The organism is Streptomyces corchorusii (genome assembly GCF_001514055.1).
Taxonomy (GTDB): Bacteria; Actinomycetota; Actinomycetes; order Streptomycetales; family Streptomycetaceae; genus Streptomyces; species Streptomyces olivaceoviridis.
The window spans coordinates 268025-283328 of record NZ_KQ948353.1; the positions used below are offsets into that span (position 1 = coordinate 268025).

At 72.8% G+C, this 15304-nt stretch carries 16 protein-coding genes; 13 read left to right on the top strand and 3 right to left on the bottom strand.

The window, feature by feature from the left end:
* The first annotated feature begins 87 nt into the window (after positions 1 to 87).
* From AQJ11_RS08410 to AQJ11_RS08450, 9 genes are all read left to right on the top strand, one after another.
* Positions 88 to 858: a polysaccharide deacetylase family protein gene (locus AQJ11_RS08410; protein ID WP_059262437.1), complete on the top strand. Its 771-nt coding sequence runs from the start codon at positions 88 to 90 to the stop codon at positions 856 to 858.
* A gap of 209 nt (positions 859 to 1067) precedes the next feature.
* Positions 1068 to 2366 (top strand): extracellular solute-binding protein, encoded by a 1299-nt coding sequence (locus AQJ11_RS08415; RefSeq protein ID WP_059262438.1) that lies wholly within the window; start codon positions 1068 to 1070, stop codon positions 2364 to 2366.
* Between the two features lie 47 nt (positions 2367 to 2413).
* Complete coding sequence (locus AQJ11_RS08420) at positions 2414 to 3355, top strand: carbohydrate ABC transporter permease (protein WP_059262439.1); 942 nt, start codon at positions 2414 to 2416, stop codon at positions 3353 to 3355.
* A complete protein-coding gene (locus AQJ11_RS08425) occupies positions 3352 to 4200 on the top strand; it encodes a carbohydrate ABC transporter permease (protein WP_059262440.1) in 849 nt (282 codons plus the stop codon). Before AQJ11_RS08420 ends, AQJ11_RS08425 begins: the two co-directional genes overlap by 4 nt.
* Positions 4201 to 4340: 140 nt before the next feature.
* Positions 4341 to 4637 (top strand): hypothetical protein, encoded by a 297-nt coding sequence (locus AQJ11_RS08430; protein ID WP_014676826.1) that lies wholly within the window; start codon positions 4341 to 4343, stop codon positions 4635 to 4637.
* Between the two features lie 121 nt (positions 4638 to 4758).
* Positions 4759 to 5562 (top strand): alpha/beta fold hydrolase, encoded by an 804-nt coding sequence (locus AQJ11_RS08435; protein WP_014676825.1) that lies wholly within the window; start codon positions 4759 to 4761, stop codon positions 5560 to 5562.
* Entirely contained in the window at positions 5559 to 6845 is a 1287-nt protein-coding gene (locus AQJ11_RS08440; protein ID WP_059262441.1) for a PP2C family protein-serine/threonine phosphatase, read from the top strand. Before AQJ11_RS08435 ends, AQJ11_RS08440 begins: the two co-directional genes overlap by 4 nt.
* Positions 6842 to 7441, top strand: a complete 600-nt coding sequence (locus AQJ11_RS08445; protein WP_059262442.1) for a 2'-5' RNA ligase family protein — start codon at positions 6842 to 6844, stop codon at positions 7439 to 7441. Before AQJ11_RS08440 ends, AQJ11_RS08445 begins: the two co-directional genes overlap by 4 nt.
* A gap of 144 nt (positions 7442 to 7585) precedes the next feature.
* Positions 7586 to 8635 (top strand): aminoglycoside phosphotransferase family protein, encoded by a 1050-nt coding sequence (locus tag AQJ11_RS08450; protein ID WP_208616463.1) that lies wholly within the window; start codon positions 7586 to 7588, stop codon positions 8633 to 8635.
* Positions 8636 to 8660: 25 nt separating this feature from the next.
* Here AQJ11_RS08450 and AQJ11_RS08455 read toward each other — a convergent pair whose 3' ends face one another.
* The 3 genes from AQJ11_RS08455 to AQJ11_RS08465 all read right to left on the bottom strand — a co-directional run bounded on the left by AQJ11_RS08455 (position 8661) and on the right by AQJ11_RS08465 (position 10632).
* Positions 8661 to 9551 (bottom strand): SDR family oxidoreductase, encoded by an 891-nt coding sequence (locus AQJ11_RS08455; RefSeq protein ID WP_059262443.1) that lies wholly within the window; start codon positions 9549 to 9551, stop codon positions 8661 to 8663.
* Positions 9552 to 9630: 79 nt separating this feature from the next.
* Positions 9631 to 9813 carry a hypothetical protein gene (locus AQJ11_RS08460; protein WP_014676820.1) on the bottom strand — a complete coding sequence of 61 codons (183 nt, stop codon included), beginning with the start codon at positions 9811 to 9813 and terminating at the stop codon, positions 9631 to 9633.
* A 198-nt stretch (positions 9814 to 10011) separates the two neighbouring features.
* On the bottom strand, positions 10012 to 10632 hold the full coding sequence (locus tag AQJ11_RS08465; RefSeq protein WP_014676819.1) for a TetR/AcrR family transcriptional regulator: 621 nt from the start codon (positions 10630 to 10632) through the stop codon (positions 10012 to 10014).
* A gap of 268 nt (positions 10633 to 10900) precedes the next feature.
* On the opposite strand from AQJ11_RS08465, the gene AQJ11_RS08470 reads away from it, so the two are divergent.
* From AQJ11_RS08470 to AQJ11_RS08485, 4 genes are all read left to right on the top strand, one after another.
* Positions 10901 to 12370 (top strand): APC family permease, encoded by a 1470-nt coding sequence (locus AQJ11_RS08470; protein WP_059262444.1) that lies wholly within the window; start codon positions 10901 to 10903, stop codon positions 12368 to 12370.
* A 17-nt stretch (positions 12371 to 12387) separates the two neighbouring features.
* Positions 12388 to 13974: an amidohydrolase gene (locus AQJ11_RS08475; RefSeq protein ID WP_014676817.1), complete on the top strand. Its 1587-nt coding sequence runs from the start codon at positions 12388 to 12390 to the stop codon at positions 13972 to 13974.
* Positions 13975 to 14059: 85 nt separating this feature from the next.
* Positions 14060 to 14461: a VOC family protein gene (locus tag AQJ11_RS08480; RefSeq protein WP_041665617.1), complete on the top strand. Its 402-nt coding sequence runs from the start codon at positions 14060 to 14062 to the stop codon at positions 14459 to 14461.
* Between the two features lie 78 nt (positions 14462 to 14539).
* Positions 14540 to 15262, top strand: a complete 723-nt coding sequence (locus tag AQJ11_RS08485; protein ID WP_244218159.1) for a hypothetical protein — start codon at positions 14540 to 14542, stop codon at positions 15260 to 15262.
* Positions 15263 to 15304 lie beyond the last annotated feature (42 nt).

Consider the following 15304-nt stretch of genomic DNA (forward strand, 5'->3'; position numbering starts at 1 on the left):
CCTGCCATGTGCACGGGGTGCGCGGTGCTTCGGCATGGCGACGCACCGGCACGGCACAGGCATCGGCACGGCAGGGGGCGGACGGACATGGCGCGGCATGGTGGACGGGGATGGTACGGCAGGGTGGTCGCGGCGGCGCTCGGGGTCACGGCGGTGGCCGCCGCCACGTCGGTGTGGACGGCGCAGGCCGGCCAGACCGGCGGGTCGGCCGCACCGCGTGCCTCCGCCCGGGCCGCCGCGCCCGGCGCACAGCCCGTGTCCGTCACCATCGCCCACGCCTCCGACCGGGGCGAGCACGCGGTGAACATCACCATCGACGACGGCCCGGACCCGGTCTGGACCCCGCAGGTGCTCCAAGTGCTGCGCGACAACGGCGTGAAGGCGACGTTCTGCATGGTCGGCACCCAGGCCGAGGCGCACCCGGAGCTGGTCCGGCAGGTGGTGGCCGCCGGGCACCGGCTGTGCGACCACACGGTGTCGCACGACACCACCATGGACACCAAGTCCCAGGCCTACCAGGCGCAGCAGATCGAGGACGCCGAGCGGCAGATCACCAAGGCGTCGGGCGGGGTACGGCCGATGTACTACCGGGCCCCGGGCGGCGCGTTCACCCCGTACAGCCGGAAGCTGGCGGCCTCGCACGGGATGCGGCCACTGGGCTGGAACGTCGACTCCAAGGACTTCGAACGGCCGGGCAGCGACGCGATCGTCGCGACCGTCGAGCGGGAGCTGCCGGGCGGGCCCACGATCCTCTTCCACGACGCGGGCGGCGACCGCTCCCAGACGGTGACGGCCCTGCGCACCCTGCTGCCCCGGCTGAAGCAGCAGGGGTACGCCTTCGGCTTCCCGGTGCGCTGACCGGCTGTCCGATGCGCTGATCCGCTCCTCCCGGTGCGCCGCCCGCCGAACCGCTCGGCGGGCGGCGGGCGTTGCACGGAGTGTGTCCCGCGGTCACAGAGCGGTGGAGCCCTCTTGTGGCGTGTTCACGCAGTCCCTAGCCTCCGATGTGTTGTGCACAGCGAAACCACCATTGCGCATGTTGCAACGCCTCATCGGAGGAGCACTGCATGAAGCTGTCCGTCCGTTTTGTCGGGCTCACCGCGCTCGCCACCGCCCTCGTCGCCGCCTGCGCGCCCCAGACCTCCGGCACCTCCGCCTCCGACAAGGACGAGAAGACCGGCACCGTGCGCGTCTGGCTCTTCCAGGAGGTCGACAACCAGCCCAAGCAGCGCGTCGTCGACGCGGTGACCGCCGGCTTCGAGGCGGCGCACCGCGGCACCGACGTCTCCGTCGAGTACATCCCCGTGGAGACCCGCGCCCAGCGCGTCAAGGCCGCCTTCAACGACCCCAAGTCCGCGCCCGACGTGATCGAGTACGGCAACACCGACACCGCCGGTTATGTCCGGGACGGCGGACTCGCGGACGTCACAAAGGAGTTCGACGCCTGGAGCGAGGCGAAGGACACCGATCCGACAGCCCGGCAGTCGGTCACCGTGGACGGCAAGGTCTACGGGGCGCCGTACTTCGTCGGCGTCCGCGCGCTGTACTACCGCACCGACGTCTTCCGTGAACTCGGCCTCCGCGCACCGAAGTCGCAGGCCGAGCTGATCTCCACCGCGAAGAGGATCCGGGCCGCGAAACCCGGTCTGTACGGCCTGGCCGTCGGCGGCGCCTACACCTACGGCGCGATGCCGTTCATCTGGGCCGCCGGCGGTGATCTGGCCACGGACAAGGGGGGTGCGTACGCCTCCGCCATCGACAGCCCGGCCGCCCGGAAGGGCATCGAGGCGTACACCTCCCTCTTCGGCGACGACAACTGTCCCGCCGCCAAGTGCGCGGGCATGGGCGGCAACGACACCGTGACCGCGTTCGCCTCCGGGAAGGCGGCCATGGCGATCGGCGGCGACTTCAGCCACGCCGCCGTGGAGGCCGGGAAGGTCAAGGGGAAGTACGCGGTCGTGCCGCTGCCGGGGGTCGCGCCCGGTTCGATCGCGCCGGCGTTCGCGGGCGGCAACAACATCGGCGTCCTGAAGAGCACGTCGCACCGCACGCTCGCCGTGGACCTGATGAAGCGGCTCGCCTCGAAGAAGACCCAAGGGGAGCTCTTCGACGCGATGGGCTTCCTGCCGACCTTCACGGACGTACGGCAGCAGGCCGCGGCCGAGAGGCCGTACGTGAAGCCGTTCGTCCGGACCCTCGCCGCCGGTACCCGGTTCGTACCCGCCTCGCCCGCCTGGGCCCAGATCGACTCCTCGCTGGTGCTGCCGACCATGTTCCAGGAGATCGTCAGCGGCCGGAAGGACGTCGCGGCGGCTTCCGCCGACGCGGCGAAGAAGATGGACGACGCGTTCGAGGCGGCCAGGTGAGCCGGCTGACGGTGCCTTCCGGGGCGGAACGTGCGGAGCCTCGGCGGGTGCGGGTGGTCCACGGCTCGTCACGCCCGCGCGGCGGCAGCCGCACACCGGCCAGGAGCCCGCGCCCCTCGGGTGGATGGACCCCCTGGCTCTACCTGGCACCCGCACTGCTCGTTCTCGGCGGCCTGCTGGCCTACCCCGTCTACCAGCTCGGCCTGATCTCGTTCCTGGAGTACACCCAGGCCCAGGTCAGCGGCGGGGAACCGACCCGCTTCCGGGGCCTGGCCAACTACACCGAGCTCTTCGCCGACGACCAGTTCTGGCAGGTGCTGCTGGCGACGGTCGGCTTCGCGGCGGCCTGTGTGGTCTGCACACTGGCGGTGGGCTGCGCGCTCGCCGTCCTGCTCACCCGTGTCCGCGCGGTCCCGAGGCTCGCTCTCCTGCTGGCCGCGCTGGGGGCGTGGGCCACACCGACCATCACCGGCTCGACGGTCTGGCTGTTCCTCTTCGACCCCGACTTCGGCCCGGTCGACCGCCTCCTGGGCATCGGCGACTTCTCCTGGACCTACGGCCGTTACAGCGCCTTCCTCCTGGTCCTGCTCGAAGTGGTCTGGTGCTCCTTCCCGTTCGTGATGGTCACCGTCTACGCCGGCATCCGCGCGGTGCCGGCCGAGATCCTGGAGGCCGCCGCCCTGGACGGCGCCTCGCAGTGGCGGATCTGGCGCTCGGTACTGGCGCCGGTCCTGCGACCGATCCTGGTCATCGTCACCGTCCAGTCGGTGATCTGGGACTTCAAGGTCTTCACCCAGATCTACGTGATGACGGGCGGCGGCGGCATCGCCGGGCAGAACCTGGTCCTGAACGTCTACGCCTACCAGAAGGCCTTCGCTTCCTCGCAGTACGGCCTCGGGTCCGCGATCGGCGTCGTGATGCTGCTGATCCTGCTGGCGATCACGCTCGGATACCTGCGGCTGCTGCGCCGCCAAGGGGAGGAGCTGTGAGCGCCGTACACGCTCGGGCGGTACGGCGGCCCTGGCGGCTCGCCGCCGAGGCGACCGCGCTGCTGGTCGCCGCGGTCGTCGCCTTCCCCCTCTACTGGATGCTGCTCGGCGCGCTCAAACCGGCCGGGGAGATCGAGTCCACCGAGCCGAGGCCCTGGACGGCCTCGCCCTCGCTGGACTCCTTCCGGCGCGTGTTCGAACAGCAGGAATTCGGCCGGTACTTCGTCAACAGCCTGGTCGTCGCGGTCAGTGTCGTGATCGCCTCCGCGCTGATCGCCTTCCTCGCCGCGACCGCCGTGACGCGGTTCCGGTTCCGCTTCCGGACCACCCTGCTCATCATGTTCCTGGTGGCCCAGATGGTGCCGGTGGAGGCGCTCACCATCCCCTTGTTCTTCCTCATGCGGGACCTCGGTCAGCTGAACACGCTGGGTTCGCTGATCCTGCCGCACATCGCCTTCTCGCTGCCGTTCGCGATCTGGATGCTGCGCGGATTCGTCAAGGCCGTTCCGGAGTCCCTGGAGGAGGCCGCGTACCTCGACGGGGCGAGCCGCGCGCGCTTCCTGTGGCGGATCCTCCTCCCGCTGGTCCTGCCGGGCCTGGTGGCCACGAGCGTGTTCTCCTTCATCTCCGCCTGGAACGACTTCCTGTTCGCCAAGTCGTTCATCATCAGCGACACCTCGCAGTCGACGCTGCCGATGGCCCTGCTGGTCTTCTACAAGCCCGACGAGCCGGACTGGGGCGGGGTCATGGCGGCGTCCACGGTGATGACCGTTCCGGTGCTGGTGTTCTTCGTCCTCGTGCAGCGACGGCTGGTCTCCGGGCTGGGCGGTGCGGTGAAGGACTGATCCGGCCCGGGCTCTTCCTCGTAGGCATGTTGAAACCCCAATCAAGAAGTGGCACAAAACGCCATTAAATGGACATGCCTCTCGGTGAATCGGGAAATCGGGTTGGTGTCGAAGCCACGGCAATCATCCGCACCACCGGCATGAACCTGGAGCACGCCATGATCATCAAGAAGATGCACGAGATGGGCATCCGCAGTGAGCACGCCTACCTGGCCGGCGTGGCCTCCATCGGCCTCACGGTGGCCGCGTGGATAGGCTCTCTGAAGATGGAACCCGGCACCGGCCTGGACCGCGCCGACCGCTGGGGCATCTTCGTCGGCGAATGGGCACCCACCTTCTTCGGCCTGGGTCTCGCCCTCTCCCACTACGAACAGCAGGACGGCACCCTCACCGCGAACAACGTGCACGAGCTCCGCGAACGGCAGAAGGCCGGCTGAACGCGTCGCCGACAGCGTCGCCCCGGCGGGGCGGCGCTGTCTCCGCGTGCTCACGCGACGACGGGGTCGCCGATCAGGTCGCGGGCGCCGCGTCCGACCGCTGACGTGGGAGGATGGGGACATGGGCATCCTCCGCAGGAACAACGTCCGGATCATCGGACAGGAGTCCGGTCGGACCATGGTCCTCGCGCACGGCTTCGGCTGCGACCAGAACCTGTGGCGCCTTGTGACTCCCGGCCTGGCGCGGCACTTCCGCCTGGTGCTGTTCGACTACGTCGGCTCCGGCCGCTCCGACCTGGCCGCCTGGCAGGAGGAGCGCTACGCGACCCTGGACGGCTACGCCCAGGACGTGGTGGACGTGTGCGCGGAGCTGGACCTGCGGGACGCCGTGTTCGTGGGCCACTCGGTCAGCGCCATGGTCGGCGTCCTGGCCGCCGCGGCGGTACCGGACCGGATCGGCTCCATGGTCATGGTGTGCCCCTCCCCCTCCTACATCGACGAGGAGGACTACCGCGGCGGCTTCACCACGGCGGACATCCACGAGCTGCTGGACTCGCTGGAAGCCAACTACCTCGGGTGGTCCGCCGCCATGGCCCCGGTGATCATGGGCAACCCCGACCGGCCGGAACTGGGCGCGGAGCTGGCCCACAGCTTCTGCGCGACCGACCCGGACATCGCGCGCGTCTTCGCCCGCACCACGTTCCTGTCCGACAGCCGGCAGGACCTGAAGACGGTGGCCGTCCCCACCCTGGTCCTCGAATGCGAGCAGGACGTCATCGCGCCCAGGGAGGTCGGAGCGTACGTCCACGCCGCCGTTGCCGGCAGCCGCCTGATCACGCTGGCCGCCACCGGCCACTGCCCGCAGCTGAGCGCTCCCGAAGCCACCACTCGGGCGATCACCACCTTCGTGGAAGAGCTGGAGTGATGTCCGGCTCCGGCCCGGCTCCTCGACCCCCCGGGGAGGCGTGGCCGCGCATCGGTACGGACGTCACCGCCCTGCTGGAGGACAGCACGGAGGAGCTGTACGAGTCCGCCCCCTGCGGCTATCTGTCGACCCTGATGGACGGCACGATCGTCAAGGTCAACAAGACGCTGCTGGGCTGGCTCGGCCTCTCCCGGGAGGAGGTCGTGAACCGCCGGCACTTCGCCGACCTGCTGACCGTGGGCGGCAAGCTGTACCACGAGACCCACTACGCACCGCTCCTGGGCATGCAGGGTCATGCGGGCGGCATAGCGCTGGAGATGAAGGTCGCGGACGGGTCCCGGCTTCCGGTGCTGATCACATCGGCCGTGAAGCGCGGCACCGACGGCCGCCCCCTGCTGATCCGCACGACCGTCTTCGACGCCACCGACCGGCGTGCCTACGAGACCGAGCTGCTGCGCGCCCGCCGCGCGGCCGAGGAGGCCCGGCGCCAGGCGGAGGCCGACCGCGAGCAGCTGCGCGAGGCACTGACCGTACTCCAGCAGAGCCTGCTCCCGGCCGGTCTTCCGAAGGTGCCCGGCGTGCAGACCGCCGCCTACTACCACACGGCCTCCCCGATACAGCTGGGCGGCGACTTCTACGACCTGTTCCCCCTCGGCGACGGCCGCTTCGCGTTCTTCCTCGGGGACATCTGCGGAAAGGGCCCCCAGGCCGCGGCGGCGACCTCCCTCGTCCGCTACACCCTGCGCACCGCGGCCTTGCACGGGCTCGGTCCCGAAGCCGTCCTGGCCACCCTCAACTCGGCACTGCTCGAACGCTACGGCGGCGGGGACCCCCGCTACTGCACCGCCGTCTTCGGCACCCTGGAGTCCACAGGGCGGAGCGTCCGCGTCCTCCTGGCCTCCGGCGGTCACCCGCCCGCGCTGCTCCTGCGGGCGGACGGCCGGGCCGAGTACCTGCCGACGCCCGGCGGACTGCTGGTCGGGGCCTTCCCGGACGCCTCCTTCACGACGGTCCGCACCGCTCTCCACCACGGCGACACGCTGCTGCTCTACACCGACGGCCTCACCGAGGCGCGCACGGGCGAGAAGAGCGGGCTGTACGGCTACGACGCGCTTCGGTCGTTCGCCACCGAGCTCGCCCCCGCGGACCCGCGCACCGTGATCGACGCCCTCATCCGCCTGCTCGTCGGCTTCGGCGACGGACTGGACGACGACACGGCCCTCCTCGCCCTCGGGCGCCCGCGCCGCTCCGGCGCCGCCCTGTCCGGGACCCCGGCCAGGTGAACGGGTACGCGGCGTCCGGCGGGGCCGAGCCCGCGGACGCGCTCAGGGTGGCGCCGACGCCGCGGACCGCGGTGGCGTGGCTGCCGCCGCCGGAGCTCTGGCCGGCGATCCAGGAGATCCGCTGGGAGCACGATCCGCAGGTGCGGCGGTGGCCGCCGCACGTGAACCTGCTGTTCGGCTTCGTACCGGAGGAGGAGTTCGAGCGGGCCCTGCCGTTGCTGTCCGCCGGTGCGGCACGGAGTACGGCGTTCAGGGCGCGCCTGGCCGGGGTGCGCTCCTTCCGGCACCGGCACGACGCCACGGTGTGGCTCGACCCGGCCGCGGTCGACCCGGCGCCCTGGGCCCGTCTGCACCGGGAACTGCGGCTGGGGTTCCCGCTGTGCCAGGGACGCGGCGAGCGTTTCACCCCGCACCTGTCCCTCGGCCGCACCCGGGACCCGCGCCGCCTCGCCGCCGAGTGCGCCGTGCGACTCGGCACGCTGACGGCGGTGGTCGAGGAGGTGGTCCTGCTCTCCCGGCGCGACGACGGCCCCATGCGCCCCCGCGCCGTGATCACCCTGGGCACGGGCGAGGTGCACCGGACGCAGGAGTACTGAGGGACCGGGGCAGGTCCTGGTGGCCGCCCCAGCCGGCGGCGACCTGATCACGCTCGCTCCTCCGGTTTCCCGAGCACCCCAAGGGCGCCGGCGAGGGCGGAAATCCGCTGGCCGGACCGCCCGGCTCGATGCTGGGATGGGGCGATGCGAGGGGACGACGCGACGGTGGTGGACCGGGGACGCTACCCGGACGCGGTGACGCCGTGGGAGCAGGGGGCCTGGCGTGCCGCGGCCCTCGACTGGGTGGCCGGCCACCTCACCGCCCACGGCCTGCGCGCCGAGGGCACCCTGGGGGTACGGCTGCGTCCGTGGTCGGTGCTGGTCCGGGTGCCGGTCGGTGGGCCGGGGGACGCCGGGGGGCCGGCGGCCCGCGCCGGTCAGGCCGCCGTCTGGTTCAAGGCGAGTCCGCCGGCCAGCGCCTTCGAGGGGCCGCTGGCCGCCGCGCTGGCCCGCTGGGTGCCGGACCATGTGCTGCGCCCGCTGGCCGTCGACGCCGAGCGCGGCTGGGCGCTGCTCCCCGACGGCGGTGATCTGTTCCGGACCGTGCTGGACCGGGAGCCGGTCGGGCCGCGCGACTGGGAAGCCCTGTTGCGCCAGTACGCGCGCATGCAGCACGACCTGGTCCCGCACGCGTCCGCGATCGAGCGGCTCGGTGTGCCCGCCGCCCGGACCCCCGGCCTGCCCGAGGTGTTCGACCGGCTGCTGGCCGGGAACTCCGCGCTGGCCCCGGACGAGCGGGCCCGGCTGGAGCGCCTGCGGCCCCGGGTCGCGGACTGGTGTGCCGAACTCGTCTCCGTCGGCATCGCGGACACGCTCGACCACGCCGACCTGCACGACGGCCAGCTGTTCCGGCAGGCACCGGGCCGGTTCACCTTCTTCGACTGGGGCGACGCCGCCGTCTCCCACCCGTTCTGCAGCCTGCGCGTCCCCGTGGAGCGGGCCTGCGACCGCTACGGGCCGCAGGTGCTGCCCCGGCTGCTCGACGCCTACCTGGAGCAGTGGACGGGCGCCGGCCGCACGGCGGCGGAACTGCGGCGCGCGGCGGAACTCGCCTGGCGGCTGAGCGCGCTGGGCCGGGCCGCCTCCTGGGGCCGCATGTTCCCCGGCACCGCCGGCGGCCCCGAGCCGGGGGCCGCGGAGAGCGCCGCGTGGCTGCTGGAGCTCCTGGCCGAGCCGCCGTTCCGGGCCGGCTGACCGCTCTCCGCGGCGGGGGGATGGGTCAGGGCAGCGGGGTGCCGCCGGTCGCGTTGAGGATCTCGGCGGTGATGAAGCTCGCCTCGGGCGAGGCGAGATACACGTAGGCGGGGGCCAGTTCGGCGGGCTGGGCCGGGCGGCCGAGCGGGCTCTGCTTGCCGAACTCCGCCGTGTCGGGCATGGTCGCCGGGATGAGCGGGGTCCAGACGGGTCCCGGCGCGACGGCGTTGACGCGGATGCCGCGCTCGGCGAGCATCTGGGCCAGCCCCTGGGTGAAGGTGACGATTGCGCCCTTGGTCATCGCGTAGTCCAGCAGGTGCGGGCTGGGCTTGTACGCCTGGACCGACGTGGAGTTGATGACGCAGCCGCCGGCCGGGATGTGCGGCAGGGCGAACTTGGTCAGCCAGAACATCCCGTAGAGGTTCGTCCGCATCACCCGGTCGAACTGCTCGGTGCTGATCGCCTCGATGCCCTCGGGCTGGGACATCTGGTAGGCGGCGTTGTTCACAAGGACGTCGATACGGCCGAACTCGGCGACCGCCCGGTCGATCAGCGACCGGCAGTTGTCCTCGTCTCGGATGTCGCAGGACACGGCGACCGCCTTGCGTCCCGCTTCCTCCACCAGCCGGGACGTCTCGCGGGCGTCCTCCTCCTCGTCGGCAAGGTAGGTGAAGAGCACGTCGGCGCCCTCGCGGGCGAAGGCGATCGCGACCGCCCGGCCGATACCGGAGTCCCCTCCCGTGATCACGGTCTTGCGGCCGTCGAGACGGCCGGCGCCGCGGTAGGACTCCTCGCCGTGGTCGGGCGGCGGGTCCATCGGGCCGGTCCAGCCCGGGTGCGGCTGGTCCTGGGAGGGGAAGTCGGGGCGGGCGTGCTGTGTGACCGGGTTCGGACGATCACCCTGCTGGTCCGTCACGGTGGCCTCCTGTGTCTCGGGGGACGGGACAGGCCACCGGGTTCCCTGCTCGCGCCGGGTGAAAAGCGTCCCGCGCAGGTCAGGCCGTGGACGTGTCCGGGCCGCCGGCGCGCATCCGGTCCCTGCGGGCGAGGTTGTACATCCGCAGGAGGTGCTTCGCCACGGCACAGGGCGCGGCGTCGGCGTGGCACTGGCGGCAGGTCCGCATGTGCTGCTCGTAGGTGAGGCGCGCGTCTTCCAACGCGTCGTTGACAGAAGACATGGACTTCTCCGGGCAGGGCGCGTCGCGGGGACGGCGCGCCAAGTTGACTGACTGGTACACCCGGAACCAGGTGATCATGTTACTGCCGGTACTGGGAAACCAGGAGGAGGGCGCCCGCGTCCCGCCGGTGGCGGTGGCCGCGCCGGGGCCGGCGAACCACCACGCACGCGCGGCCGGGGACGGAGCCCGAAGCCACCCCTACCGCCCCCGCCCCCGCTCCGCGCGGAGGGCCCGCGCGTGGTTCAGGAACGCGGTGAGGCCCACCTCGAAGGCGCGGTCGGCGCGGCCGTCGCCGACCGCCGCGAGCGCCTGCGCGAGGCGGGGCGTCGGCACGCGGTCCGTCAGCTCCCACATCGTCTCGGGGGCGGCCAGGTCGAGGGCCGAGCCCAGCACCAGGTTCTCCAGGGCGATGACCAGCGGCATGATCTCGGCCTGCTCGAAGCCGGCGGCGAGCAGCACGCCCACCGCGCGCTCGTACTGCTCCAGGACCCGGGGCGCGCGGACGGGCGAGGTCATCAGCAGCGGGATCGCCCGGGGGTGGGCGGCGAACGCGGCCCGGTAGGAGCGGGCCCAGGCCTCGACGGCCGCGTCCCACGGGGTCAGCTCCAGCGTGGCCGGGTCGATCGCCGCGCAGACGCGTTCGCGCAGCAGTTCCACGATGCCGTCCCGGCCGTCCACGTGGTGGTACACCGATCCGGTCTGCGCGCCGAGCCGGCGGGCGATCGCCGGGACGCTGAAGTCACCGGTCTCGTCGATCAGCCGGAGCGCCGTGGTGGTGATGCGCTCGCGGTCGAGGAGCGGTGTGCGCGGCCGTCCCATGGTCAGCGATCCCCCTGATGCCTTGCCGAGGTCTTCCCGGATGCCCAACGGCAGGTTACATTGCCGAAACCGAAAGCCTTTAGGTTTACGGCTCCGGGCGCCCGCCATCCCTCCGGGCTCCCGGTCCGGGTGCCCGCCATCTCCTCGTGCGCCCGGAACCCACCGGTCCGGACGGCCCACCCCCGGCCCCGCCCGCCGGTGCCCGCGCACCCGGCTGCCGCACCACCGCCGGTCTCCTCCCCCGCCGCCGCCAGAAGGGCCCGCCCGCATGTCCGTGACCACCGCCGAACTCCCGGAGGAGGACGCGTCGTCCGGCGCGCCCGGCCTCCGGTCCGGCTCCCTCGGCACCGCCGACATCACCTTCTTCGTCGTCTCCGCCGCCGCTCCCCTGACGGTCATGGCCGGGGTGGCCCCGCTCGCCATCCTGCTGGGCGGCATCGGCGCGCCCGTCGGCTATCTGCTGGCCGGGCTGACCCTCGCCGTCTTCGCCGTCGGCTTCACCACCATGAGCCGCCATGTCACCGACGGCGGCGCCTTCTACGCCTACATCACCCGGGGCCTCGGCCGCCCGGTCGGCATCGGCGCCGCCCTGCTGGCCCTGGTCGGCTACAACGGCATGGAGATCGGCGTCTACGGCCTCCTCGCCACCACCACCCGCGACACCCTGCACTCCCTGTTCGGCTCCGACGTGCCCTGGCTGCCGGTGTCGCTGGCCGGCCTGCTGCTGATCGGCTACGGCGGTTTCCGTTCGATCGACTTCGGCGCCAAGGTGCTGGGCGTGCTGCTCGTCGCCGAGACCGGCATACTCGTCCTGCTCGCCGGCGGGGTCCTGCTGAAGGGCGGCGCCCACGGGCTGTCCCTCGCCTCGCTGGCCCCGGCGCACGTGTTCGTGCCCGGCACGGCCGCCGTCCTCGCCTTCGCCTTCGCGGCGTTCACCGGGTTCGAGTCGACGGTCATCTACCGCCGTGAGGCCCGCGACCCCGAGCGCACGGTCCCGCGAGCCACGTACGCGGCCGTCGGATTCCTCGGCCTGTTCTACGCGTTCGTCGTCTGGATCGCCGTCCAGGCGTTCGGCGACGAGCAGGTCGTACAGGCGGCGGGCAAGGACCCGGCGGGACTCTTCTTCACCGCGATCACCACCTACGTGGGCGGCTGGGCCGCCGATCTGATGCACGTCTTCATCGTCACCAGCGTCATCGCGTCCCTGCTCGCCTTCCACAACGCGATCAACCGCTACGCCCTCGCCCTGGCCGAGGAGGGCGTGCTGCCCCGCCGGCTCGGCCGCATCCACCCGCGGCACCGCTCCCCGTACGTCGCCGGCATCGCCCAGACCGTTCTCGGCGCGCTGGTCGTCCTCGCGTTCCGGGCCGCCGGAGCCGACCCGTACCAGCAGCTGCTGCTGTGGGTGAACACCCCGGGGATGATCGGCCTGTTGCTGCTCCAACTGCTCGCCGCGATCGCCGTGCCCTGCTGGTTCCGGCGGATCCGCCACACGGAGGGCGTCGTGCGCACGGTGGTGGCGCCGGTCCTCGCCACCGTCCTGCTGGCGACCGCGATCGCGCTGGTGGTGAGCCACATCGACCTGTTCACCGCCGCGTCCCCGGCCGTGAACGTGCTGCTCGTCGCCGTGGCACCCGCCGTCTTCGCCCTCGGCCTGCCGCTCGCGTGGTGGCTGCGCCGCAGCCGCCCGGACGTCTACGCGGCGTTCGGCACCGAGACCACCGAACAGTCCTCGTGAACAAGGGAGTTCCCGGAATGCCCGCTGCCGATCTCATTCTCGCCGGTGCCCAGGTCCGCACGCTCGACCCGGCCCGCCCCACCGCCACGGCCGTCGCCCTGCACGACGGAGTGATCACCGCGGTGGGGACGGCGGACGACGTACGGGACTGGCGCGGCCCCGGCACGGAGGTCGTCGACCTGCACGGCGCGCACCTCGTACCGGGCCTCGTCGACGCCCACAGCCACCCCGTGTGGGGGCTCGACATGGCGACCGGCACCGACCTGTCGGGGGTGACGGACCTGGCCGGACTGCGCGCGGCGCTCGCCGGGGCCGAACGGGTGGACGGCTGGGTGGTGGGCCACGGCCTGGACCACAACGCGTTCGAGGGCCGCCCGGTCCACCACGAGCTCGTGGCGGACGTCCTGGACGGCACCCCGGCCTTCCTGCGCCTGTACGACGGCCACTCCGCCCTCGCCAACGAGGCGGCGCTGGCCGCCGCCGGGGTGACCGGTCCGCGCGCCTTCGACCAGCGCGCCCAGGTGGTGTGCGACGCGTCCGGCCGGCCCACCGGGCATCTGGTGGAGCACGCGGCGATGGACCTGGTGGCGGACGTCGCCCCCCGGCCCTCGTACGCCGAACGGCGCGCGCGGCTGGTGGAGCTGCTGTCCGCCATGGCCGCGACCGGGCTGACCGGCGCGCATGTGATGGACGGCGGCGACCTGGACCTGGTGGCGGCGGTGGCGCGGGAGACGGTGCTGCCGGTGCGGCTGCGGTTCGCGCCCTGGTGCATGCCCGGCGCGGACGCCGATGCCCTGCGGGAGCTGATCGAGGCGCAGGGCAGGGGCGGCCGGCACTGGGTGGTCGGCGGGGTGAAGTTCTTCATGGACGGCACCGTGGAGGGCGGCACCGCCTGGCTGGAGCACCCGGACTGCCACGGCCAGGGCACCGACGCGTTCTGGCCGGACCCGCACGCGTACGCCGAGGCGGTGCGCACCCTGCACACGGCCGGTGTCCGCACGGCCACACACGCCATCGGGGACGCCGCCGTCCGGCACGTCCTGGACACCGTGGCCTCACTCGGCCCGAGCGGGCACGGCGCGCACCGGATCGAGCACATCGAGACGGCGCCCGACGAACTCCTGCCCAGGTTCGCCGAGTTGGGGGTCGCGGCCTCCCTGCAACCGCCGCACACCGGCTACACCCGTGACGACGCCACCGACGAGTGGTCGCGCCGGCTGGGCGGTGACCGGGCGGCCCGCGCCTGGCGACTGCGGGACCTGCGGGAGGCCGGGGCCACGGTGGCCCTCGGCTCGGACTGGCCCATCGCGCACTACGACGTGCGGGCCGTACTGGCGACGGCCCGCCGGCCCAAGGGCATGGCCGCGCACCGGCCGGGCCTCACGGCGGTGCAGGCACTGGAGGGCTGCACCAGCCATGCGGCCACCGCCGCCGGCGAGGCCGATGTCGCGGGCCGGATCGCGCCCGGCCGCCGTGCCGACCTCACCGCGCTGTCCGTGGACCCCGTGCGGGCGTCCGCCGACGAACTCACGGACGCGCCGGTGGTGTTGACGGTGACCGGGGGGTATGTGGCGCACCGGGGCCCGTCGGCACCGGGGCGGTAGGATCGTCGTACGGCATCGCGTGTCGGTCACCGGCCGGGTGAGGCATGGAGGTGCCCGTGAGATTGCCCTCGGAGGCATTCCACTCATGTCAGTCGAGTTGAACCACACCATCGTCCACGCCCGGGACAACCGGGAGTCCGCCGCGTTCCTGGCCCACATCCTGGGGCTGGAGACCGGCCCCGAGTGGGGCCCGTTCGTCCCGGTCACCACGGGCAACGGGGTGACCCTGGACTTCGCCACCATCCCGGCGGAGTCGATCGTCATGCAGCACTACGCCTTCCTCGTCTCCGACGAGGAGTTCGACGCGGCCTTCGCCCGCATCCGGCAGGCCGGCATCACCTACTACGCCGACCCGCACGGAAAGCAGCCGGGCGAGATCAACCACCACCACGGCGGCCGGGGCGTGTACTTCATGGATCCGGCCGGACACGGCATGGAGATCATCACCCGCCCCTACGGCAGCCACCCGCAGCCGTCCGGGTCCTGAGCTAGCGGGCGGGCCGGGGCTGAGGACCCCGGCCCGCCCGGTCGGCCGCCGCGGGTGGTGGCACGGCACACTGTGGGGGTGAACGACTACCCCCTGGTCGACCAGGACCCCGCTCCGGACCGGTACGGCCGGCTGCGGGTGCGGGCCGGCGACCTCTCCCCCGCCGACTGGCTGACCCGATCGGAACTGGGCGCGCTCGGCACGGTGGCGGGCGTCGCCGCGCCCGGTTTCGCCGCCTACGCACGGATCCTGCACCCGGCCCAGCTGGACGAGCGGCCGGTGCGCTGGTCGACGGTGGCCGCCGCCCACGGCACCCGCGTCACTCCGGTCACCCGCTGGCACGAGGTGATCGGGACGGACCAGGACCACGTCGACCGCTCCGACCACGGCCTCCCTGGTGTGTGGGACGAGCACCCCGGACAGGGGCCGACCCCGCCGGACGTGGCACGGGCGCTGCTGCCCGTCCTGGCCCGGCACACGGGGACCCCGGACCGGTGCTGGTTCGGGCTGTGGTCCGGGTACGGCCGCTGGGACTGGGGCCGGTTCGCCACGTTCGGCACGCCGGGCCGGGAGGAGGTCCTGCTGGCCGGCCGGCTGGCCGACGCCGTCTCCCCGGTGACGCTGGACGAGTTCGCCGAGCTTCCCGACCTGTGGTGGCCGCAGGACCGCGCCTGGATCGTGGGCGGAGACGTGGATCTGGTGAGCACGTACGTCGGCGGTTCGCCGGAGCTGATCGCCGACCTGCTGGCCGCGGCGGACCTGGAGGCCCACCCGGTGTCGGACGGCGACCGCGTCGGCTGAGCGGCGCTTCGGACCTTCCCGGCGGCAGGGAATTCAGATGAG

Coding starts and splice junctions, on each gene's coding strand:
- AQJ11_RS08435 (WP_014676825.1), top strand. CDS start 4,759: ATGGGCATCCTCCGCAGGAACAACGTCCGGATCATCGGACAGGAGTCC.
- AQJ11_RS08450 (WP_208616463.1), top strand. CDS start 7,586: ATGCGAGGGGACGACGCGACGGTGGTGGACCGGGGACGCTACCCGGAC.
- AQJ11_RS08475 (WP_014676817.1), top strand. CDS start 12,388: ATGCCCGCTGCCGATCTCATTCTCGCCGGTGCCCAGGTCCGCACGCTC.
- AQJ11_RS08410 (WP_059262437.1), top strand. CDS start 88: ATGGCGCGGCATGGTGGACGGGGATGGTACGGCAGGGTGGTCGCGGCG.
- AQJ11_RS08465 (WP_014676819.1), bottom strand. CDS start 10,632: ATGGGACGGCCGCGCACACCGCTCCTCGACCGCGAGCGCATCACCACC.
- AQJ11_RS08415 (WP_059262438.1), top strand. CDS start 1,068: ATGAAGCTGTCCGTCCGTTTTGTCGGGCTCACCGCGCTCGCCACCGCC.
- AQJ11_RS08430 (WP_014676826.1), top strand. CDS start 4,341: ATGAACCTGGAGCACGCCATGATCATCAAGAAGATGCACGAGATGGGC.
- AQJ11_RS08480 (WP_041665617.1), top strand. CDS start 14,060: ATGTCAGTCGAGTTGAACCACACCATCGTCCACGCCCGGGACAACCGG.
- AQJ11_RS08470 (WP_059262444.1), top strand. CDS start 10,901: ATGTCCGTGACCACCGCCGAACTCCCGGAGGAGGACGCGTCGTCCGGC.
- AQJ11_RS08460 (WP_014676820.1), bottom strand. CDS start 9,813: ATGTCTTCTGTCAACGACGCGTTGGAAGACGCGCGCCTCACCTACGAG.